The 22,872-nt window shown below is 64.3% G+C and carries 17 protein-coding genes; 6 read left to right on the top strand and 11 right to left on the bottom strand.

The genetic code is table 11. The annotated features are described in order from the left end of the window. Positions 1–71 precede the first annotated feature (71 nt). A complete protein-coding gene (locus ACHMW7_RS13640; protein WP_395450748.1) occupies positions 72–1,130 on the top strand; it encodes a succinylglutamate desuccinylase/aspartoacylase family protein in 1,059 nt (352 codons plus the stop codon). A gap of 31 nt (positions 1,131–1,161) precedes the next feature. Here ACHMW7_RS13640 and ACHMW7_RS13635 read toward each other — a convergent pair whose 3' ends face one another. After that, complete coding sequence (locus ACHMW7_RS13635; RefSeq protein ID WP_395450747.1) at positions 1,162–1,590, bottom strand: DUF1801 domain-containing protein; 429 nt, start codon at positions 1,588–1,590, stop codon at positions 1,162–1,164. A 95-nt stretch (positions 1,591–1,685) separates the two neighbouring features. Beyond that, positions 1,686–3,005, bottom strand: a complete 1,320-nt coding sequence (locus tag ACHMW7_RS13630; protein WP_395450746.1) for an NAD(P)H-dependent oxidoreductase — start codon at positions 3,003–3,005, stop codon at positions 1,686–1,688. Between the two features lie 298 nt (positions 3,006–3,303). Between ACHMW7_RS13630 and ACHMW7_RS13625 the strand changes: the two genes are divergently transcribed. The 3 genes from ACHMW7_RS13625 to ACHMW7_RS13615 all read left to right on the top strand — a co-directional run bounded on the left by ACHMW7_RS13625 (position 3,304) and on the right by ACHMW7_RS13615 (position 5,461). Continuing rightward, positions 3,304–4,386 (top strand): WD40/YVTN/BNR-like repeat-containing protein, encoded by a 1,083-nt coding sequence (locus tag ACHMW7_RS13625; RefSeq protein WP_395450745.1) that lies wholly within the window; start codon positions 3,304–3,306, stop codon positions 4,384–4,386. A 12-nt stretch (positions 4,387–4,398) separates the two neighbouring features. Continuing rightward, complete coding sequence (locus ACHMW7_RS13620) at positions 4,399–4,710, top strand: MoaD/ThiS family protein (protein ID WP_395450744.1); 312 nt, start codon at positions 4,399–4,401, stop codon at positions 4,708–4,710. 97 nt (positions 4,711–4,807) lie between these two features. Next, entirely contained in the window at positions 4,808–5,461 is a 654-nt protein-coding gene (locus tag ACHMW7_RS13615; protein WP_395450743.1) for an SH3 domain-containing protein, read from the top strand. Positions 5,462–5,516: 55 nt separating this feature from the next. Here the strand turns inward: ACHMW7_RS13615 and nadE are convergent, their stop codons facing one another. The 4 genes from nadE to asnB are packed head-to-tail and all read right to left on the bottom strand — an operon-like array spanning position 5,517 to position 10,321. Beyond that, positions 5,517–6,518 carry an NAD(+) synthase gene (gene nadE, locus ACHMW7_RS13610; protein WP_395450742.1) on the bottom strand — a complete coding sequence of 334 codons (1,002 nt, stop codon included), beginning with the start codon at positions 6,516–6,518 and terminating at the stop codon, positions 5,517–5,519. Continuing rightward, entirely contained in the window at positions 6,515–8,050 is a 1,536-nt protein-coding gene (locus ACHMW7_RS13605) for a class I adenylate-forming enzyme family protein (protein ID WP_395450741.1), read from the bottom strand. The genes nadE and ACHMW7_RS13605 overlap by 4 nt, the downstream gene beginning before the upstream one ends. 17 nt (positions 8,051–8,067) lie before the next feature. Further along, on the bottom strand, positions 8,068–8,355 hold the full coding sequence (locus tag ACHMW7_RS13600) for an acyl carrier protein (protein ID WP_395450740.1): 288 nt from the start codon (positions 8,353–8,355) through the stop codon (positions 8,068–8,070). A 22-nt stretch (positions 8,356–8,377) separates the two neighbouring features. Then, a complete protein-coding gene (gene asnB, locus ACHMW7_RS13595; protein WP_395450739.1) occupies positions 8,378–10,321 on the bottom strand; it encodes an asparagine synthase (glutamine-hydrolyzing) in 1,944 nt (647 codons plus the stop codon). Between the two features lie 285 nt (positions 10,322–10,606). On the opposite strand from asnB, the gene ACHMW7_RS13590 reads away from it, so the two are divergent. Together ACHMW7_RS13590 and ACHMW7_RS13585 are read left to right on the top strand one after the other, a co-directional pair. After that, positions 10,607–11,296 carry a N5-glutamine methyltransferase family protein gene (locus ACHMW7_RS13590; protein ID WP_395450738.1) on the top strand — a complete coding sequence of 230 codons (690 nt, stop codon included), beginning with the start codon at positions 10,607–10,609 and terminating at the stop codon, positions 11,294–11,296. Positions 11,297–11,378: 82 nt separating this feature from the next. Continuing rightward, positions 11,379–12,497 (top strand): hypothetical protein, encoded by a 1,119-nt coding sequence (locus ACHMW7_RS13585; RefSeq protein ID WP_395450737.1) that lies wholly within the window; start codon positions 11,379–11,381, stop codon positions 12,495–12,497. A 19-nt stretch (positions 12,498–12,516) separates the two neighbouring features. On the opposite strand, the gene ACHMW7_RS13580 is transcribed toward ACHMW7_RS13585, so the two are convergent. The 5 genes from ACHMW7_RS13580 to ACHMW7_RS13560 form a co-directional block, all read right to left on the bottom strand. After that, positions 12,517–14,844, bottom strand: coding sequence for a tetratricopeptide repeat protein (locus ACHMW7_RS13580; protein ID WP_395450736.1), 2,328 nt, complete (start codon positions 14,842–14,844; stop codon positions 12,517–12,519). Between the two features lie 39 nt (positions 14,845–14,883). Further along, entirely contained in the window at positions 14,884–17,073 is a 2,190-nt protein-coding gene (locus ACHMW7_RS13575; protein WP_395450735.1) for a tetratricopeptide repeat protein, read from the bottom strand. A 183-nt stretch (positions 17,074–17,256) separates the two neighbouring features. Continuing rightward, positions 17,257–19,152: a hypothetical protein gene (locus ACHMW7_RS13570; RefSeq protein WP_395450734.1), complete on the bottom strand. Its 1,896-nt coding sequence runs from the start codon at positions 19,150–19,152 to the stop codon at positions 17,257–17,259. Continuing rightward, entirely contained in the window at positions 19,149–21,593 is a 2,445-nt protein-coding gene (locus ACHMW7_RS13565; RefSeq protein WP_395450733.1) for a phosphotransferase, read from the bottom strand. The genes ACHMW7_RS13570 and ACHMW7_RS13565 overlap by 4 nt, the downstream gene beginning before the upstream one ends. 47 nt (positions 21,594–21,640) lie before the next feature. Then, a complete protein-coding gene (locus ACHMW7_RS13560) occupies positions 21,641–22,477 on the bottom strand; it encodes a family 16 glycosylhydrolase (protein ID WP_395450732.1) in 837 nt (278 codons plus the stop codon). Between the last annotated feature and the right edge of the window lie 395 nt (positions 22,478–22,872).

Raw genomic sequence — 22,872 nt, 5'->3', positions numbered from 1 at the left:
CCCAGCGAAAATCGTTTCCGATTTTCGGGCTCATGCACTAGGGCTGGCGATGAAACATCAAGGGAAAAGAGATGAAAAAATCGGTCGAGACGATCAGGGGCGACAGCGAAGGCCTCGCCTATGAATTGCCGCTCTACCGCATCTCGGGGACCTCGCCCAACGCGCCTTCGGCCTACATCCAGGCAGCACTGCATGGCGACGAACTGCCCGGCGTCGTTGCCATCGACGCGCTGATGCCGAAGCTGCGCAAGGCCGAAAGCCAAGGCCGCGTGCGCGGTAACCTCACAATCGTTCCGCGCGCCAACCCGATCGGCGCCAACCAGCTCCTGTTCGGCGCATCGCAAGGCCGCTTCGACCTCGGTACGCGCGTCAATTACAACCGCGATTTTCCGCTGCTCGACAGGCCCGACGCCGCGCTGTTGCCGGGCGAAGAGGTGCCGATGTCGTCTGACCGGCGGCTGAAAGCACGCCTGCTCAAGCTCTCGCTCGGCCACGACATCGTGCTCGACCTGCATTGCGACGACGAGGGTGTCGCCTATCTCTACGTGCCCGACGAGCTGTGGCCGGCAATGGCCGACTGCGCGGCGAACATGGGCGTCGATGCCGTCATCCTGTGGAGCGGCCAGTCGGGCTCGTCCTTCGACGAGGCCTCGCTTCACCCCTATCTCAAGATGCCGCGCAAGGAGGCACGGCTCGAAAGCCGCGTCGTCACGACAGTCGAGTATCGCGGCGTCTCCGACGTCTATGCGCCCGTCGCCGAAGCCGACGCCCAAGGGCTCTACCGGCTGCTGGTGGCGCGCGGGGTGATCGAGGACGCTTCGGTCGAAACGCAAAAGACCTTTGACGGCGTGGTGGCGCCGATCGACCATGTCGAGATGGTGCCTGCCCCTTGCGCCGGCGCCATTCTCTATCACGTCAAGCCGGGCGACCGGGTCACGGCCGGCGCCCACATTGCCACAATCCTGCGCGCGCCTGGCGAAGACGGCGGCAGGGTCGAGGTGCTGGCGCCGCAGGACGGCTACATCCTCACCCGCCGCTCGCACCGCGCCACGCGCGCCGGCGACGACCTGGTCAAGCTGGTGGGCACGGCCCCCAGCAGCGACGCGCGCTCCGGTGCGCTGGAGGCGTAGGCAGCCCTGCGATCATTGCGGCTATGAGCGCTCAGGCGCGCTTCGGCCGCTTCTGCGCACGCGCCGCGAGCACCGACATATTGAACGCCACGGCGGCACCGATAAGCGTTTTCAACGCGTCTTCGTCGATCTTGTCACCCTCGCGGAAATCGATGGCGCGCCTGGTGTTGCCCTCAAGGCTGGAGTTGAACAGGCCTGACGGATCCTCGAGCGACGCCCCCTTGGCGAAGGTCAGCTTGACCACGCTCTTGTAGGTTTCGCCTGTGCAGATGATGCCGGCGTGTTCCCAGACGGGGACGCCGCGCCACTTCCACTCCTCGATCACCTCGGGGACGGCCTGCTTGATCAGGCTGCGGACCCGAGCGAGAGTCTCGCCGCGCCAGTCGCCCAGTTCCTTGATCTTTGCATCGATCAGTTGCGATGGCGTCGCGCCTGCGCCTGAGCCGCTCTTGCTGTCCATGGTCATCTCCTCATTTCCATGATCGTTTAGGCAAGCCCGGCGTCCGCCAACGCCACGCCCGCAAGCTTCACGCGCCTGTCGGCGAGCCCGTGGCCCTATTCGCCATAGACCAGCCGGTCCTGTCGTGCCCTGAGCTCGGCGATCTTCGAACCCGGTGCGACGGCGGCGTTGGCTGAGGTGATGAGTTCGCCCTTCCTGATCGGCGCGGTGACGGTGCCGCCCTGCAGCAGGCCGCAGGGAATGGCTTTCGCCGCACGCGCTTCGGGTGCCGTCATGATCCAGGCGCGGTAGCAATATTCGCCGATCGCATCGAGCCTGTCGCCCGGGGCCATGTCCTTCTTGGCCACCGCGCAGACATCGGCCACCGGCTTGGCCAGCGGCACCATGTCGGCCTTGCCGTAAAGCACGACACGGGCGCAGGTCAAAGGCACCTCGAGCGAGGTCAAATGATAGGGCCGGTGGAAGGTGAAATACGGGCCATGGCCCATCTTCAGGTCTTCCATGCGCTCGCGGATGCGCGGATGCGACATGTCGGCGATGACGAAGACGCCGGGTGCCACACCCTTGCCGATCGAATAGTCGACGACGCCGACCTTGCTCAGCACGCCGCCGTCTTTCTCCGGAACGAGAACCTTGTTGAGCTCGGGCAAGGTTGCTGCCGGGCCGTGCATGCCGGCCTTGTCGGGCACCAGCCCCGTCGCATTGGCGATCGCCGCCATCTCGACCATGGTCTTGGAGCCGTCGACGAACTCGACAAGCATGCGCACGTTCATGTTGCGGCGGGCCGCCTCCTCGGCATAGTCGTGCGGCACCGCATCGATGTTGAGCGGGTTGTTCTTGCCCTTGCCGGCGGCAACGATGGTGTGGCCCATCGCCGAGACGAACTCGATCAGCTCCATGCATGACGACGGCTCGTCGCCGGCGCCGAGCGAATAGGTGACGCCGAGCCGGTCGGCCTCGCTCTTCAAATAGGCGCCGATGGTGACGTCGGCCTCGACATTCATCATCACCAGATGCTTGCCATGCTCCATGGCGCGCAGGCCGATCTCGGCCCCGACCGCCGGCACGCCGGTCGCATCGATGACGACGTCGATCAGGCCGCTGTTGAGGATCAGCTCGGCATCGTTGGTGACGGCGATCTTGCCGGCTTCGATCGCTTCGTTGAGTGCGGAACCGCTCGCCACTTCCCGGGCATGGCCCTTCTCCTGGTAGGCGATGTCGACGGCGCGATGCGCATTGGGCAGGTTGAGTTCGGAGATCGCCCCGACCTCGATGCCGGACATGTGCGCCACCCGCGCCACGATGTCAGTGCCCATCTCGCCCGAGCCGATCAGCCCGATGCGGATCGGCTTGCCCGACTTGCCACGCTCGATCAGGTCTCGCGCCAAGCCGACAGGTGCGACGTTGATGGTCATCCGATGGTTTCTCCCGAGCACGCGAACATGTCTAGCCTAAAGCGCGACCGGTATTGAATTATGGCGTCCTGTCAACTCGAATGTCGGCAGCACTGCCTGCGCCCGCCATTTGTCAGGAGCTTGACCTGCGAAGCTGGCCGGGTTGTCGCTTTGCCGTTATTGTTCAAGCGCGCCGACATATGGATGGTCTTCGGGAGGAAGCCGGGCATCCAGACCAGCAAGAAAAGCCAGCATTTGAAATGCGATAGCCGCCGATCCGGATTCGATCTCTGAAGATCGGCAGCGTGGGAGGAGAACAATGGCTGAGAAAGTCCTTGTCCTGCTGGGCACCAAGAAAGGTGCCTTCATCGCCGAGACTGACGCGGCGCGGCGAAGCTGGAAGCTGCGCGGGCCGTTCTGCGAAACATGGCCGATGAACCATGTCGTCGCCGACCAGGCGACAGGCACGATCTGGGGCGCCGGCGGCAATGAATGGTTCGGTCCGGCGGTGTGGAAATCGACCGATCTCGGCGAGACCTGGACGCATTCCAGCGAGGGGCTCGCTTATGCCGAGGGCGAAGAGCCGATCAAGGCGGTGTGGAGCCTCGCCAAGGGCAATGGCAGCCTCTATGCCGGCGTGCAGCCGGCCGGCTTGTTCCGCAGCGACGATGCCGGCCAGTCATGGCAGCACGTCGAGGGGCTGCAGAAGCACCCGTCCCGGCCGCACTGGAACCCGGGCGGTGCCGGCCTGATCCTGCATTCGCTTGTCATCGATCCCAACGACCACGACCGCATCTGGATCGGCATTTCGGCGGCCGGCGTTTTCTACACCGGTGATGGCGGCAGGACCTGGGAGCCACGCAATCTCGGCACGCGCGCCGACTTCATGCCCGAAGGCGAGAATTATCCCGAATTCGGCCAGTGCGTGCACAACCTGGTCATGGCGCCCGGCATGTCCGACCGGCTCTACCAGCAGAACCATTGCGGCATGTACCGCTCCGACGACGGCGGCAAGCGCTGGGTCAGCATCGAAAAGGGCCTGCCCTCGACATTCGGCTTCCCTGCCGCCACCCATCCGCGCGATCCCGAAACGCTCTATCTGGTGCCGCTCAACGGCGACAGCGCCGGCCGTTATGTGCCCGACGCCAAGGCCGCCGTTTGGCGGACGCGCAATGCCGGCCGCGAGTGGCAGGCGATGCGCAATGGCTTGCCGCAGGACAACGCCTATATCGGCGTGCTGCGCCAGGCAATGGCGACCGACCGGCTGGAGCCCGCAGGTGTCTATTTCGGCACCAGTTCGGGCGCGCTTTTCGCCAGCGCCGACGAGGGCGAAAGTTGGGTGAGCGTCACCCAGCACCTGCCGTCGATCCTGTCGGTGGAAACGCTTGTTGTCGACGACTGACGAGGCAAGACCTTGGACAACACCCCTTCTCGTGCAGGCAAGCCGGACGCACAGGCCGCAACGGTGATCGTGCGGCTGCCAGGTGTTTTGGTCGACCTGTTTCCCGGCGCGCCGCGCAGGGTCGAGGTTCCGGCCACAACCGTCCGCGACATGGTCGACGAACTCGACAGGCGCTGGCCCGGCATGCGTGACCGCATCTGCGATTCACGGCCGGCCATCCGCAAGCACATGAACGTCTTTGTCGAAGGCGAGCGCGTCACGCTGAAGACGCGGCTCAAGCCCGGCGTCGAGGTTTTTGTTCTGACCGCGATCAGCGGCGGGTAGCGCCAGTATCGGGCCTGCGAGTTGCAATCACGGCCTTTCCTCCCGCAACTGTTGCGATAGTATCGCGGCCAGATTCTCTTTTCGGGGAGCCGCGGCGATGCGACGAAAAGGTCTTCTTCTGGCACTGATGCTTGCGCTGGTGCCGGCGGCTCCACACTCTGCATTGGCGCAGCAGGAGCGTGCGGAGACGCTGCGCATGCGTCCAGGCGCGACGCAGACGACGGTGCGCGGCATCGTCTTCGGCCGCATCAGCGCGTCGTACCGGCTCGAAGCCCGCGGCGGCCAGCGCATGAGCCTCGACCTCAATTCGCGCAACACCTTCCTCTATTTCAACGTGCTCGACCCGCGCGGCCGCGCCATCGCGCGCGAGCAGACGCAATGGGACGGTCGCCTGCCCGTCTCCGGCGTCTACACCATCCAGATCTACCTTGTTCGCGCCGAAGCGCGCCGCAATCGGCCAGCACCATTTTCGCTCGACGTCCGCATTGCCGGACGCGGCGACGGCCCTGGTCCTGCGCCGGGTCCCGATCCGGCGCCTGGGCCACGCTCATGGCGCGTCGTCGGCGTTGCCGCCGATGATGTGCTGAACCTTAGGGAAAGCCCCTCGCCGCGCGGCTTTGTCCTCGACGAAATCCCCTTCGACGCCATCGGCCTGAGAAACCTCGGCTGCCAAGACGACCGCAACTGGTGCAAGGTGCGCTACCGCGGCCAGGAAGGCTGGGTCAACGGCCGCTTCCTCCGTCCGGAATAGGCGTCCGGAGCCGCCGGGCTATCGTGTTGCGCCGGCGGTCGCAGCCAAAATCGTCTCAGATTTCCGGCACCGGATCGACGAGCAGCGGTCCGCTGTGCAGGTAGCGCGTCGTCTTGCGCTTGGAGGCGATGTCGGTCCAGACGCGTCCGACCTGCTCGGCGGTCAGCCCTGCTGCGCCGCCGACTTCTTCCGCCGGGATGCCGTTGTTGAGCCCGTAAAGGCACAAATCCATGCGGTCGTAGGGCAGTGAGAAGTAAAACTCCTCCTGCGTCTGCTGCAGCGAGTAGGTGTCGGTCGTCGGTGGGCGCCGGCGGATCTCCTCGGGCACGCCGAGATGGGCGGCGAGCTGGTAGACCTGCGACTTGTAGAGATGGGCAATCGGCTTGACGTCGGCGGCGCCGTCGCCGTTCTTGACGAAAAAGCCTTGGTCGTATTCGAGCCGGTTCGGCGTGCCGATGACGGCATAGTTGAGCCGGTCGGCATGGAAATACTCGACCTGCTTGCGGGTGCGCTGCTTCATGTTGGTCGAGGCCACGATGCCGAGATAGACCTGTGGCGGCATGCGCAGCTTGGTCTGCTTGCCCTCGGGGTCCTGCACCACCAAGGACGAGATGTTGTAGCCCTCGTTGGTCAGCGCATTGGCAATCACGATCTTGCAGGCCCAGCCGGCGCCGTATTCAGGCACGAGCTCGCGGATGAAGGCGTCGCGACGCTCGTAGCAGCCCATTGCCTTCAGGGTCGGGCCGATATTCTCGACGACCGCCGCAATGCCGAAGGTTTCGGCAACGAGCCGCCCGAGCCGCAGGCTCTCCGGATCGGAATCGTCCTCCGGCATGAACAAGGCAAAGACGTTCTTGGCGCCGACCGCGCGCACGGCCAGTGCCGCGCTCACGCTTGAATCGACGCCGCCCGACAGGCCGAGCACAAGGCCGCGCCGGCGCAGCGTGCCGGTCAGCTGGCTGCGCAGCGCCGCCGCGATCCTCGTCGCTTCGGCTTCGGGATCGATGGTCAGTGTCGCCGCCCCGAAGCTGCCGGTCTGGGCCATAGGCATGTTCATTGCGTCGGCTCCATGGATTCGGCGGCCAGACGCCGGCTGACCTTGCCGGTGTCGGTCCTGGGCAATTCGGATCGGAATTCGATGATCTTGGGCACCATGAAATCTTCGAGATGGCCCTGGCAGTGGCGCAGGATCTCGCGCTGGCTGAGGTTGGGATCGGACAACACGACCAGCGCGCCAATGGCGTGGCCGAGGATAGGATCGGGCACGCCGATCACCACCGCCTCGGCAATGCCGGGACAGGCGTGGAGCACGGCCTCGACCTCCTTCGGGGCGACCTTCTCGCCACGTGTCTTGATGATGTCGTCCTTGCGCCCGACGAAATAGAGGAAACCTTCGGCGTCACGGCGGAACAGGTCGCCAGTGTAGAGCAGCGTCTCCCAAGGGTTGGCCCCCGGACGCAGCATGCGGTTGGTGGCTTCCTCGTTCTCCCAATAACCCTGCATGACGTGCGGGCCGCGAATGACCAGCTCGCCGGGAACATCCGGCGGCACCGGCTGGCCATAGTCGTCCAGCACGAAGGCTTCGGTGTTGGGGATGGCGATGCCGACCGAGCCCGGGCGCCGGTCGAGCTCCGCCGGCGGCAAATAGGTGCAGCGCTTGCACTCGGTCAGGCCATACATGGAGTAGAGCCGGACACCGGTGAACAGTTCGCGCAGCCTGGCGATATGCGCCGGCGGCAGCGCTGCGGCGGTATTTGTGACATAGCGCAGGCTGGGCAGGAACCCCGGCTTGATGTCGCGCATCTGCAGGATCAGCGCCGCCATGGTCGGGACCAGCGGGAATCCGGTGACATTCTCGGCGCGGATGACGTCGAAGATCGCCTGCGGGAACGAAAATGACTTTTCGAGCACCAGCGTCGCGCCCATCTTGACCGACATGATCAGTTGGTAGAGGCCGTAGTCGAAGGCCAGGGGCAGAACGTTGAGGATGATGTCGTCTGATGTGTTCTCGAGATAGGTGGTGATCGAACTGGCCGCCGCCTCGATGTTGCGGTGGGTCATCATCACGCCCTTGGGCCGGCCGGTCGAGCCCGAGGTGTAGATCAGCATGGCAAGATCGACGTCGATGCCACCATGACGCGGCGGCTCGGCGCTGCCCTGCAGGCATTCCTCGAACGAAACATCACCTTCGGAAGCCTTGCCTCCGGCGGCCGTCGACACGACCAGCAGGTCGCCGCCTTCGTGGGCCTCGGTGACAACGGGCAGCAGCCGGGCCTGAGTCAGCACGGCGCGCGCGCGGCAGTTGCCGATGATGAAATCGAGCTTGTCGGCCTTGGTCGACGGGTTGATCGGACTGAAGACGGCACCGGCCTTGGCAATGGCGAACACCGAAACCGCGGCTTCCCAGCAATTGTCCATGAACACCAGCACGCGATCGCCTCGTCCGACGCCGAGATCGGCGAGCGCTGCGGCCAGCCGGTCCGACATGCGGTCGAGCTCGGCATAGGAAAGGCGCACGTCGCGGGCAATCAGCGCGGTCTTATCGCCCCGCAACCGCGCGCTGTCGCGTAAGAATTGCTCCAGTCGCATTGCCCCTCCGGGCGCCCTCAGGCGGCGCCAGCTGCCTGCTTCAACGGCTGCGCCGCAGCCTGCTTGGTCTCGATGAAGGCGGCGATCCGCACCAGCGAGTCGAGATTGGCCGGAACGATGTCGGAATCCGCCATCTCAAGCCCGAACTGGTCCTCGATATAGGTCACCAGTTCGAGCACCCCCGTGGAATCGATCACCCCGCTTTCGATCAGCGAAACGTCATCGGCGAGCGCGTAGGACGTGTCGCCGAACAGGAAGTTGTCGATGATGAAGGCTTTGACTGTGTCTTTGACCTGCTGCGTCATGCTCTCTCCTTTTGCACCATCGTCAGGCAGCCTCGGTAACATCGGACCTGGATCCGGCGAATGACCGGTTCCACAGCTGCGTCGACAGGATGCCGATGAAGGCAGCGTTGTCCCGGAAGCCCGATACCGCTTGCTGCCGGCACTTTTCGGTCAGCTTCTGTACCGTTGAAACGTCGAAGAATCCTGAATCGGCGATCGCTTCGCCGCTCATCGCCTCGCGCATCCACGCCTGTTCGCTAGCCCCGACGAAGGATTGCGAATCCGGCGCACGGTAGGGTTGTTTGACGCGCTGGCCGATCGACGGCGGCAACAGGTCCTTGGTCGCCTCGCGCAATATGTGTTTTTCGACCAGCCCCTTGAGCTTCATGCCAGGCGGCAGCCGGCTGGCGAACTCGACAAGTCGGTGATCGAGGAACGGGAAGCGGCCTTCGATGCCATGCGCCATGGCCATGCGGTCGCCCTGGCTCGACAGGATATAGCCCGGCAGCAAGAAGCGGCTTTCGAGATATTGCGCCTGGTGCAGCGGGTGCCAGCGGGCGAAACGTTCGGGCAGCAGCGACGCAAGCTCGGCGGCGGCATCGTAGGATGCAAGCTTGGCGCGCAGGTCCCCGGAAAAGAACAGCTTGGCGGCAGCAGTGTTGCGCATGCGCGGGCGATGCGAATAGAGCGGGTCGTCAAGGCTGTCCTTGCCGGCACCGAAGAAGGCGGCGAGATAGGCAGCCGACTGTTTCTGCAGCCCCGGAAGGTAGGGATAGAGCTTGCGGAACAGATGCGGCCGGCTCGCCGAACCGGGCTGGCGGTCGCAGAAGCGCCGCACCAGCGTTTCCTTGAAGATGTCGTAGCCGGCGAAGACCTCGTCGGCGCCCTCGCCCGTCAGCACGACCTTGATGCCTTTGGCGCGAACAAGCCCGGAGAGCTGGTAGAGCGGCGCCGGCGCCGTGCGGATGACCGGCCGCTCGGTGGCGTTGATCACCTCAGGGAAGATCGAGGCGATGTCGCCGGGACCGACATTCACCGCGCTGTGATGCGACCCGATGGCGAGCGCCATCTCTTCCTGGAACTCGCTTTCGTCGTGCTCGGCACTGTCGAAGGTCACCGAGAAGGTGCGCAGCCCGCCAGCGGCCATCGGCGCTGCCAGCGCCGAGACAATCGAGGAATCGAGGCCGCCTGAGAGATAGGAGCCGACGGTCACGTCGGCGCGCATGCGGATGCGCGTCGCGTCGGTGAGCAGTGCCCTGAGTTCTTCCGCCGACGCCTTTTCGTCGTTTGGCGCGCGGCTCGTTTCGGCGTCGGGGAAATCGAGCTGCCAGTAGGGACGCGTGGTGAGCCCGCCTCTGTCGGCGATCATGACGAACCCGGGCTCGAGTTCGCGGACGTTCTTGAACGCGGTGCGCGGCGCGATCGGCGCCCACAGCGTGAAGATCTGGTCGAGCGCCACTTCGTCGAGCTCGGCTGTGAAGCCCGGAACCTGCAGCAGCGCCTTGACCTCGGAGGCAAAATACAAGGCACCGCGCACTTCGGTGTAGAACAACGGCCGCACTCCCATGCGGTCGCGCGCCAGGAACATGCGCTGGCGTGGCTCATCCCAGATGGCGAAGGCAAAGTCACCATTCATCACGTCGACGCAGTCTGGGCCCATCTCCTCATAGAGATGCAGGATCACCTCGGTATCGCTGCCAGTGCGGAACCGGCGGCCCCGCGCCTTCAGCTCATCGCGCAGCTCGACATAGTTGAATATCTCGCCGTTGAAGGCGATGTGGAGATTGCCCGACGCGCTCGCCATCGGCTGCTGTCCATCGCCGAGCCCGACGACCGACAGACGCGCATGACCAAGTCCGGCCGATGGACAAACAAACAATCCCTGCTCGTCGGGTCCACGATGGGCGATGCTGTCGGTCATCCTGCGCAGCAGCTTTTCAGCCACCGCTGGCTCGACACCTCCCAGATACCCGACAAATCCACACATACGCTGGACTCTCGTTCCGCTAGTGCGACGCGCGCACGTGTTTAGCGCAGGTTAATCGATGGTAGGAAAGCACAATTCCGATATCAAAACACATCACAAAGCCGATAGTCTTCGGTTTCGCCGACAGACATACGATAGTAGATATTGATGAGAGGTTCTTTGTGTAATGACTTGTATGAACAAGTCATATTGATGACAATCATGCCTGACAGAAGCATTGTTCGGTTGACGATCCAATGCACTAGGGTTGTCATGGGCAGGGCTCAGGACTTGGCGAGGGCAACAATGCATATCGTTGAGAACAACGGCGGCAAATCAGGAAGCCGGCTGCACAGGTTCATGGATATCGAACTCGAACTGGGGCCCGCCGTCCTTGTCCCGCGCGAGGAAACAGCCATTCTGGGCAATGCCGCGATCGCTATCCTCAAAGATCGAGCCCCTGGCGCGCACGTGATCGACATGTGTTGCGGCTCCGGCAATCTCGGCTTGGCGATCGCCAGCAAAGTGCCGAGCGCGCGGGTCTGGAGCGCTGACCTGACCGACAGCACCGTGGCCGTCGCCCGCCGCAACGCCGACCGTCTCGGAGTGGCCGACCGGGTGACCATCGCCCAAGGCGATCTGTTCGGCGCGTTTGACGGGCTGGATCTTGCCGGATCCATCGACCTCGTGGTCTGCAATCCGCCCTATATTTCGTCGGCCCGCCTGGAAGGTGATCGCAGCGAACTGCTTGAATCAGAACCGAGGGAGGCGTTCGACGGCGGTCCTTACGGCCTGTCGATCCACCAGCGGCTGATCCGCGAGGCACAGGCCTTTCTCAAGCCCGGTGGATGGTTGGCCTTCGAATTCGGCGAGGGCCAGGACCGCCAGGTCGCGGCACTTCTAGCCAGGGCACGCGCCTACGCGCCGGTGTCGTTCGCAACCGACATATCCAACGCACCCCGCGTGGCTATCGCGCGCAAACTCGACCCCGCGTGACCGGGAGTTCGAACTTCGAAACCCTTCCTAGATAATTCCACCGTAAGCCATTGTTGCCGTGAAATGACCGAGGCTTCGCCCGATGCCTGAAATTCGTCCGTTGCAGGCCGCCGATCTCCCGGTCGTCGCAGACATGTTCCAGCGCGTGCTACGCAGGCGGCGCAAGCCAGTACCTGCGTCCCTGCCCGGCTACCTCCAGCGCCTCTATCTCGACTCCACGCACGGTGCGGTTGGCTCGCCATCGCTTGTCCATGTCGCCGACGACGGCCGGATATCGGGTTTCATCGGCGTCACGTCGCTGCCCATGCGTTTCAACGACAAAAAACTCAATGCGTCGATCTGCGGTTCGCTGATGGTCGACGAGGACCAGCGCAACGACCTTTCCGGCGCAAGATTGCTCAAGGCGTTCCTTGCTGGCCCCCAGGACATCTCGTTCAGCGAGACAGCAAGCGACGTCACCGCCAGCATGTGGACGACTTTGCGCGGTTCGATCCTGCCGCAATACAGCCTCGACTGGATAAAGGTGTTCAGACCGGCTGCCTTTGCCATCGCCGGCGCAAAGCAGCGGCTGCCCGCGGCGCGCTTCGCCACCCCCCTGGCCCGTGCGGTCGATGCCTGCCTCGGCCTTCGCCGCAGCAGCGGCGAGTTTTCGCGCTGGTTCGGCGCCGGTGACGCGGCCACGTCGCAAGGCCGTTATGCGGTTTCGGAGGTCGATGCGGACGGATTTTCAAGGTTGCTCGAAACGTTCACGTCGAGGTTCGCGGTTCATCCGGAATGGGACGCGACGGTGCTGGCGCGCGTCATGTCGGATGCCTCGGCCAAGAAGGATTTTGGCGACGTCTTCCGCTGCACCGTGGCTGCACGCACCGGTGCGATCATCGGCGCCTTCATCTATTTTGGCCGGCGCGGCGACATCGGCCACGTCTTGCAGGTTCTGGCACTCCCCGGCCAGGCAGGTGCTGTGATCGACTGCCTGATCAACCATGCCGCCACAGCAGGTCTCGCCGGCATCAGGGGCAGGACCCAACCTGCCTTACTGGAAGCGATGCTCGGCCGGCGGATCATCTTCATCAACGTCAACTCGACGGTCGTGCATTCGCGCGATCCGGAACTTGTCAGGCAGTTCCAGGCCGGCGACGGCTTCTTCAATGGGCTGGTTGGCGAGCACTGGAGCCGGATCTTCGGCGACAGGTTCGACTGACGCCGGAACCGGGCTTGGACTAGAATGCGTAGGACAGGACGTCGCCTGCCTGGCTGCTCATCGGTCCGAAGCGGCAGGCGTTCGGCATCGATTTCGCCGCGCAATAGCGGGTAACGGCGCGCGTGGTCGTTCCGTTCAGCACGCCGGTGACCGGTCCGCTGTAGAAACCGGTCTGCTTGAGCTGCTGCTGCACCAGGTAGATGTAGCCGTTCGGATGGGTGGTTCGCATCATGCGGACCAGCGACTGGCGCTGCTCGGCGGAGAGTTCATGCATGCGGGCGGCAATCGACTGGTAGCTTCCTGTGTCTTTCGCGGCGGCCGCAAACAGCATCTCCTCCACGACGCGGTCACCACGCGACAGCCATGGCGACACCCCGGCGATCAGTTGCTCGGCACGTTTCGGATCGGCCTTGATGAAGGTCGTTCGGCCATAGCGGCGGCCGTCGCGATAGTAGCTGATCAGGTGCCGGGCTGCCGCGACGTTGCCGCTGGCTGCGGCCTGCTCGAGCAGTGCTACCGCAGCCTTGGCGTCGCGCTTGGTGCCCATGCCGTAGAGCATGGCATCGGCCAGCGGGATGACGGCATCGTCCAACCCCGTCGCTTCGGCCTGGCGCAAGGCAGCGACCCCATCGGCCGGCTTTCCGGCATTGCGCAACAGGCTCTCCGACAGCGCCGAGCCGAGGATGAGCAGCCCATAGCCATCGCCGGCCTCCGCCGCCTGACGATAGTAGCCGGCGGCCTTCTTGCCGTTGCTCTGCAACAGCTTGCCTTCACGATAGAGGTCGCCGAGCCTGATCAGCCCTTGCGTCCGCCCGAGCGACGCCGCTTCGGCATATTCGCGCATTGCGGCCTGGACGTCGGGCGGACCGCCGTCCCCCCTGGTCAGCAGGTCGCCCATCACGACATGCGCCTCGGCTTCGCCGCTCTCTGTCGCAGCCCTCACCATGGCCCGGCCGACCGCGATGTCCTGCGCTGTACCTTGTCCACGCGCCACCATGGCGCCGGCTCGGACGGACCCGATGACATCACCGAGCCCGGCAGCCTGGCGGTAGTAGTCGAGCGCCTTGGGCAGATCCACGGCAACAGTCATGCCGTCGCTGTAGAAGTCGCCCAGGCGCACCAGCGCCTCGGGTTCGTTCAGGCCGGCGGCACGTTCATAGGCTGCAACTGCGCCGTCCGCGTCGACGGCACCCGACTCCGGTTCGCGCAGCAGGTCGCCGAGGCTGATCAGCGCGAGCGTATTGCCGGCGTCGGCGATCCGGCGAACCATGTCGCGCCCGCCCGAAACGTCGCGCGACGTGCCCAGCCCATGCGCCATCAATTCGCCGACCCTTAGGGCCGCAGGCGTGTCGCCGGTGTCGGCAGCGCGCTGGTAATAGGCAAATGCCGTGACGAGGTCTCTTGCGACAGTGGTCGGGCTGGTTCCGCTGTAGACATCGCCAAGAAATGTCAGTGCTTCGACGTCACCGGCGTCAGCCAGAGCCTTGATCGACGACAGACCGCCCTCGACGTCCTGGCGCGTGCCTTGGCCACGGAATGTCAGCTCAGCCACACGCAGCTTGCCGAGCTGTTGTCCGGCCTCCGCAGCCTTTTCGTAGAAGCCGAATGCCTTGGCGTAATCGGGCTTGCCGGCGCGGCCGCTGCCGAAGAGATCGCCGAGACGCAGCAATGCGTCGGGATGTCCGAGTGCGGCCGCCTTGGCATAAGCCGCCTCCGCTCCATCGATGTCGGGCACGCCGGCATCGGCATCGCTCATCAGATCACCCAGCGAAACGAGAGCGTAGATGTTGCCGCGATCGGCAAGCGACCGTACCAGGGTAAGCCCGGCCGCGCTGTCCCTGGCGATACCTTGTCCACGCGCCAGCATTTCGCCGCTGCGCAGGATGCCTGTTTCGTTGCCCGCAGCAGCAGCGCGGCGGTAATAGTCGTAGGCGCGCGGCAGGTCGAGCGGGATCGCCCGGCTGTCAGCGTGGCTGTAGAGACCGCCCAGCGAGGCAAGTGCTGCACCATCGCCGGCCGAGGCCACCTCTTCGATGGTCGCAAGACCGGCGCTGATATCCCGTTCGGTGCCTTCGCCCAGCACGCGCATTTCGCCGACGCGGAGCCTTGCAGCAGCATTGCCGGCGTCTGCCGCCTGACGGTAGTAGTCGAACGCCTTCGCCGGATCGCGGTTGGCGTTGCCGGCGTTGCTGTAGAGGTCGCCGAGCCGCAGCAACGCATCAGCGTTGACGGCGCGCTCCGAGGTTGCCGGTGCACCTGCCTCGGGCGCGGTTTCCGCCGACAAGGCTGTGCCCGCCGAGAGTGCGACGAACACCGTCATCAGCGCCACATGGTAGATACGCGACAATTCCCACTCCCGGACCGGGCGTCGGGCAAGCGACGCCGTTCAGTTCTGAACATTTTCTCCTGCTGTGGCTGCCGGGTTCTCCGCGTCGACCGCCTTCAGATAATATTCGGCCGCCTTGCCGCCGTCCGCCGGAACACCCTTGCCGTCACGATAAAGATCGCCGAGCCTGAGCAAGGCATCGGCGCGCCCCTGCCGCGCCGCATTCTCGTAGGCTGCGACTGCGGCATCGCCATCGACCGGCCCCGCCGCACCGGACAGATGAAGGTCGCCGAGCACGACATAGGCATAGGGGTCGCCGCCAGCCCCGACCTGCCTGACCAGTTCAAGCCCGGCAACAATGTCCTGGCGCGTGCCTTCGCCACGTGCGGTCAGCTCGCCCTGGCGCAGCCTGCCGGTCTCATCGCCGGCCAGCGCGGCCCTGCGATAGTAGTCGAACGCCTTGACCGGGTCGGTCGGTATTGTGCCGCCGAGCCGATAGATGTCGCCGATGCGCACAAGCGCGTCCGGGCGTCCCAGCGCTGCTGCCTTCTCGTAGGCCAGCACTGCCTCCGTCGCGTCGACCCTGCCTGTCGAGCCATCGCCCATCAGCGCGCCGAGCGACATCAACGCGTCGCTGTTGCCGGCATCCGCTGCCGCCTTGACCAGCGTCAGGCCGCCGGCGACGTCCTTCGCCGTGCCCTGGCCGCGCACCATCATCTCGCCAGCGTGCACCGTGCCGATAACACTGCCAGCGTCGGCGGCCTTGCTGAAATAGCCGAACGCCGTTGCCGCGTTGGCTGGCAGGAGCCCGCCAATGCCGCGCTGGTAGAGCGCGCCGAGCATGTTCATCGCGTCGGCATCGCCATCGTCGGCGAGCGCATTCATCTGCGCAAGCCCGACCGCGACATTGCGATCGGTCCCCTGCCCGAGAACCGTCATTTCGCCGACACGCAGCTTGCCGGCCAAATTGCCGGCCTGCGACGCCCTGAGATAGTAGGAAAAGGCCGTGGATGAATCGGACGCGACTGCGCCGTTGCGGCTGTAGAGGTCGCCCAACCTGACCAGGGCATCGCTGTGACCGAGCGATGCCGCCTTTTCATAGGATGTGACCGCAGCGGCAAGGTCGACGGGTGCAACTGCCGCATCGCTGAGCAGGTCGCCGAGCGCGATCAGCGCGAAGGTATCGCCGTGATCGGCAAGGCCGGTCAGCATCGCCCGCCCGGCCTGATAGGATTGGCTGGTGCCGCGACCCCGCGCCAGCATCTCGCCGGTGCGCAGGATGCCGGTCTCGTCGCCGCTGTCGGCGGCGCGGCGGAAATAACCGAAAGCCTTGCCGAGATCGATCGCGATGACACCGCCATCGGCGCGGCTGTAGAGCGAACCAAGCAGCACCAGCCCGGCGGGATTGCGGGTGCGCGCCACCACTTCCTCGATCATCGCCAGCCCGGCCTCGACGTCCTGCGTCGCCCCTTGCCCGATAGCGATCATCTCGCCGACGCGCAGCTTACCGGCGTCATAGCCAAGGGCGGCGGCCTTGCGGTAATAGCCGAGCGCCTTCGCCGGCTCCATCGCCACCATGCCCTGACCGCCAGGCCGGTACAGGTCGCCAAGCAGCACCAGCGCCTCGGGATTGCCGGCATCGGCGAGCGCACCGATCATCGCCAAGCCCTTGCCGGTATCGCGCGCAACGCCTTGTCCCCGCGCCAGCATTTCGCCGACACGCAGGTTGCCATCCGCGTTGCCAGCCTTGGCGGCCTGATCGTAGAACAGGTAGGCGCGCTTCGGGTCGGCGGCGACGACCCTGCCCTCGCGGTACAGGTCGCCGAGCCGCATCAAGGCTTCGGAGCTGCCCATGGCTGCCGCCTGCAGGTAAAGCTCCGACGCAGCGAACGGATCGGCTGGCGCGTCCTTGACGACGCCGATCAGGTCCGACGGCGAGATGACCGCGTAGATCGCGGCAGGCCGGCCCGGATTGCTCAGGCCGCGATAGTAGGCCAGTGCCGTTTCGGCTGCCGCAGCCGTCGTCTTGCCGTCCCGGTAAAGATCGCCCAAGGCGATGTACGACGCGGCAAGCGCCCTGACGAAACCGTCCAGCCTGTCCGGCGCGGTTTTCGTGGCCTGAACAGGCTGGACCACGGCAACTGGCGACAGGGCACGGAGAGGTTGGAATGGAGCCTGTCCGGCGATACCGGCTTCAGCCTCTACTCCCGACATCACAACGCTGGCACACAACAACCAGCCGATACGCATGGGCCCAAGCTCCCAACAGCGCGGGCGGCATCAACAAGATGCGCCACAGCTAATATGAAACAGTCATTGCATTTTCTCGGCAAGAGCAATCTTGAACAGTGCCGTTCACGAAACTGTAGCCGCGCCCTCCGGCACTCGCTTCCATCTCGGCATTTGGACTGAGGCTCGGAACAGGCAACTGCATTACTTGATCCATTCGCCCATCCCGATCCCTTGGTCATTCGGCACAAAGACACTGGCATCGGCGGTAGCGCGCACCAGCCGGAACCGCGCCGAGGCACGCAGGGCCTTTTCTATCGCGTCGAGCGAACCCTTCGGCATCACACCAAGATCGTCGATGTAGGCCTTCTGGCTTCGCGTGATGATGATGAAGGCAGAGCCGGACGGAACACCCCTCAGCCAGTTGCCCAGCTCAGCCGCCGGATCGGAGAGAACGGCTGCAACGGATTGCTTGCTCTCGTTGGAGATCGGCACATAGGTGAAATTCTCGTAGTTCATGAACTGCTCGGGATAGTTGGGGGCTCCCTCGACCAGGATCGAACCGGCCGGCGCGTTCCGGTAGAGCCACTCGGAGGCCCGCACTTCCGCTTGCGTGAATGTGTACTGGCGGTCCTTACCATTGTTGGCGAGAACGAAGGCGACCGAGAGCGCAGCACCGAACAGGCCGATCGCAAGTCGCGCGATGGCGTCGCGCTGCGTGCCGGACCACGGGAAGAAAAGTGCTGCAGCAAAGAAGGCGAGGAACGGCAATGCAAACAGATAGACGCGGAACACGATCTCGCCGCCATAGGAGGTGGCAACGATCATAAATGCCGGGGCAAGCGTCAGCACGACGGCCGGTCCGTCGCGATATCCCGCCACAAGCCTGCGCAGTCCACCGAGAACGGCCGCCAGCGCAATCGCCCCGGTCAGCGCCCGCGACGCCCATGACACCACCACCTGTCCTTCGCTTACAATCGAGGTGTCGACCAGACGCTCGCTGATTTCATTCGACGTGTCGCCGAAACGTTGGACCAGTTCAGGCAGGACCGACGCCATGTAGCCGTCGGCGTAGAACAGCAGCCACGCGATCTCGACGAGGCCGGCAAAGACGAGATAGCCGAGGCTCAATTGGCCCACGATCCACAGGCCGCCGAGCGCCATGAGCACCACGATCGGCGTCAGCGGGTGCGTCGCCGTGATCATTGCGATCAGCGCCATTGCCGCCAGCGACGCGGCGACGCGCACATATGGCGAGACAGCGAGTGTGACTGGCGGCTGGCCCCGCGAGACAAAGGCGAAGTAGCGGCCGCAAAGCCTGGACAGGCCGCGCCCGTCCGGGTCGGCCCAGGCGTGGACGATGCGCAACGGCCCAACGCAAAGCGCAACCAGCATCAGGTAGAACAGGAAAGCGACACCCTGCGGCGAGAAGTAATCCTGGCCGATCCAGTTGCCGACAACAAACAGCCATACCCCCCCCCAGACGAGCCGCGGGTCGGCGGTGAACCGACGATAGATGTGCGGCAGCATCAGTACGTAGAGGAGATTGAGTGCCGGCGGTGAAAAACGTGCAATGTCGGCAAGCTGGACCGGCTTGATGTCGAAAACATTGGCGATCGCGGCACTGACGACGAACAGGCCGGGCCAATTGCTGTAGGCGGCAAGGAACGGCGCTGTCGGGTCGATTTGGCCGTGGCGCTGAACGTAATCGACGACACCGACATGCTTCCAGGCCCAGGCGTAACGCAAGGCGTCATAGACGATCGCCGGCGTGCCGTGGAGCAGCAGCACCAGCATGACGATCATCAGCAGCGGCATCCGGGTCTCGCACACGCCACGCTTCAAGCTGAAGCCGAAACCCAGGCCGACGGCCGTATAGGCCACCCAGATGATTGCCGGCAGGACAGAGATCAGGCCGTAGTCGTCGACACCGGCGGGATCGGTGATGACAAGGACGACCAGCCACAAGGCAAAAGCCAGGCCAAGACAGACCAGCGAGAGGCCGAACGCCCAGGTGGAAACGCGGCCAGCTGTGGTCAAGGGCGGCGACCGCAGCGCCGGCGACAAGGCAAGACTGGCTTCTCTCGCCATCACATTCATATCGCGCCTCCATCGGTGGAGACGATCCTGAGCACGCGATCGACGTTCGAAGCGATCCACAGCAGGCCGACACCTGTATGCGCCGGGCGCCGCACCCGCTCGCTGACCTGATGCAGCCAGACAAGGCCGACCATGGCACGGATCGCCGCACCATCGCCGCTCCAGTCACCTTCCCCATCCGATCCAACGCGCAGCCACTGCTTTTCGTCGTCGCGCCATTGCGGCGTCCACAACAGATCGGCAACGACAGCGCCGAGCGGTTCGGCACCCACCATCATGCGCATGGCAATCGCCAGGGTACAGCCATCGAAACCACGCGGCGCGTTGGACCGCGCATTGCCCCATTCCAGCAAGCAGGCAAGCCTGACCGTGCCGCCATCTTCTTTCGTGGCGGGCCTGGCGAAGTTGACGTTTTGCGGCAGCAGATCGCCGTGGCACCAGCCGAGGTGCCCGTGCCGACCAAGCCAGTAACGACGTTGCTGGGCGACAAACCTGTCGATCGCCTGCCGTCGCCCTTTGCCCGACATCATCGAGCCCCTGAGAAGCCGCAGCTTCGCGGCCGGGCGCTCGACCCATTCCCGGAACCAGACCTCATCAATGCTGCGCGCAGCCGCTGTCCGGCCATGCAATGTGGCGATGGCGCTGGCGGCGGCTTCAAGACCCGATTGCCGCTGCAAAGCGTCGTGCAACAGCACCCGTCCGTCATCGCCGGGCACGACGGCCTCGATGCAGTCGATGGCACCATCGGCGCGGCTGACGGCAAGCCGCGCCGGCAGCACCGGCGACAGCGCCTCAAGGCGTCGATCGGCACGCAGCAGGTCGAGATTGTCGATGAGCCGTTCGACATAGGCGGCTGCAATCGGGTCGCGCGCACCAAGGAGGACGGCATGAGTGCCTTGCGGTCGAACGACATCGTGCGCCGCCGTTTCGTCAGTCGCCGGATCGCCGAGATAGACGATCGCGGTCCCCTCCGGTCCGTGTTCAGACTTCAGCGCATGCCAGCCCGAGGCGGCAGAACTTCCCGTCATCGCCAGAAGCGGTCGAAGCTCGGCATCATCCGGAACGGCGACCCCCTCCTTGCGGCCGAAAGGCAGGAACTGGGTCGACAGCGCCTTCAGCGAGGCCGCAACCGCCAGACCCCAGTCATGCATGCTGTGACGCCGACTGGTGACAAGGGCGAGCGTACCGACACCGCAGGTGACCGCAAGCATCGCCAGCAGCCAGGCATGCGCCATGCCGATCGGCCCTTCGCTGCGCACCAGCAGGGCACCAGCGCCGAGCGCGATGACGAGCGTGGCGAACTCGGCAGCCGCCACCGAACGCATCCAGCCCTTGGTGCGGGCGATCGACAGATAGATGGACAGGACGGCGGAAACGACGCTGGCAAGTGTGAACACGCGCAGGATCGAGGCACCTTCGGTGGCATAGGCGGCACCGAACACCGACATGATCGGATGGGCAAACACCAGCATCAGCGCGACAAGACCGAGCAGCGGCAGGACGGACATGACAGCCGCGTCCGCAGCCAGCGAGCGCAGCCGGCCAGCGTCGCTCGCGCCCTCGGCCAGCAGCGACAGGCCCATCGAACTGCCGACGTAATAGAGCGAGGTGAAGATCGTCCAGGCGACGAAGAAGCTGGCGCTCTCGGCAGCACCGACAAGGTTGAGCACGACCAGCGGTGTCGCCGTCCAGGCCACCATCATCGACACCGAGCCGATGTAGTCCCAGCCGAAGAAGCGCGCCATGGCGCGCCGATCAATCAAATGCCCATGCCCGGTTCCGGCCTGCGCGCTCGGAACAAGACGCTTGAATATCAACAGGTTGACGGCAAGAACGAAGACCAGCACCGGCGCGGTCCAGGATAGCGCAATGGCCTCCCATCCGAGGCCGGCAAGGGCGAGCGGGATCAGCATCATGATCTTGACGATCTGGTAGATGGTCTTCGAAACCGGGACCCATATCGACTGCCGCAAGCCCGAAAGCGCACTGTCTTGCAGCGCAAACACCGACCAGACGGCGACGGTCGCCACGAACCACAATATGACGCCCGCGCTCTCAGTCAAAACGTCGAGCTTGGGCATGAATGCGCCGACAACCAGCAGAAAGACGACGGCGACGACCACCGAGGCGATTATGGATATGCCGTAGGCAAACAGGATCAAACGCCCGGCGCGACCGCCGACCGTCGGCACGAAGCGGACCAGCAGATTGCCGAAATTGAGCTGGGCCGCATTGGAGAGATTGACGATGGTAGCCGTGATCGCACCGCCAAGCCCGATCGCCTCCTGCGAACAATAACGCGCCGCCAGGAACCAGAACGCCAGCCCCAGCACGGCACTCAGCCCGCTATTGGCGATCAGCGCGTAGCCGTTGCGCAACAGCGACGACCCCATCAGCCCCGATGGAAAAAGAGATTTCCAGCCGCCGCGTCTTCCGCTCACCCGCGCCGCCACGGGGTCCTGATGCCGCAGGGTTGGCGGGTGCGCCGTCATGGCCCGGCACGCCGCCAGACGCGAACATAGTCGATCAGGAAGTCGGCTGGAAATTTGGTCTTGGCGTCTGGCGAACCGGGCCAGTTGCCGCCGACCGCGAGGTTGATGAGCAGGTACATCGGCTCCTGCGAAATGCCCTCGGGCTTGGTGTAGCGCCACATCTCCTTTCCATCGAGATACCAGACGACGGCATCCTTGCTCCATTCGAGGCCATAGGCATGCCAGTCATCGGAAAGGTCGACGGTCTTGGCGTTCTTGCCTTCGCTCTTCCAGTTCTTCTGCTTGTCGAGATAGTGCAGATGCATCTCGAACACGTCGGGCGCATGGCCCAGAACTTCGAGGATGTCGATTTCCGGACGCGGCTCCTGCGTCGACGGCAACAGCCAGATCGCCGGCCAAAGCCCCTTGCCCTTGGGAATCCTGGCCCGGATTTCGAAATAGCCGTATTTCGTGGCAAAGCGGTCGGGCTTGGCGCGCTCAAGATAGTCGCGGCCTGTCGTTACCATGCCTGACGTGTAATCGAAGGTTCGCCCTTCATGGCCGGTCACCGGCTCCGGTCGCGCCGTCAGCCGCAAGACGCCATCGGCAACGCTGACGTTGTCGGGCATGTACCATTGCAGTTCCTTGTTGGCGAGATTGGTGCAGCCGTCCTTGTCCCACCAGTAGCAGCGGGTCCACTTGTTGCGGTCGAGCCTGGGCTGGTCGAACTCTTCGGTGAATATCCGTTCCCATTGCCCCTTGATCAGTGGCGGCTCGATACCTTGAGCCAAGGCGCCTGCATGCCCGAACCACCAGACGCCCGCCAGCGCCGCACCCAACAACCCCTTACCCATGCAACAACCCGATAGGCCCGAGTGGCGGCAGATGATGGCTGGCTGTAACCTGCGTGGTTCCGCTACTCGCGGTTGGCGCGCATGCCAGCTATCCGGCAATCTGTCGCTTACGATCTGTTAACTAGGACGGTTGGCCGACGGTTCGTCAAGCTGTTTTGCCCGTTGCGGTAAATGACATTGGCGACTTCAGGCGAAATCCAAGATCACCTGTGCGGATTTCGTGAGCGTCGACTTCGATATGAAAATAGCGGCTATGTGTCCGAAATACTTTGTTTAAGTGGTGCAAATTTTGATCGGCCTTCGAGAGACAATTTTCCATCACGCACCAATAACAAAATTGTGATACACAATATCTTTACGTCGTCGACGTAACCATTTCTGAACAAACGCAATTC

The organism is Aminobacter sp. UC22_36 (assembly GCF_044056035.1).
Lineage (GTDB): Bacteria > Pseudomonadota > Alphaproteobacteria > Rhizobiales > Rhizobiaceae > Aminobacter.
Note: the sequence above shows the minus strand (reverse complement) of the source record. Positions and strands in the feature narration are given on the sequence as shown.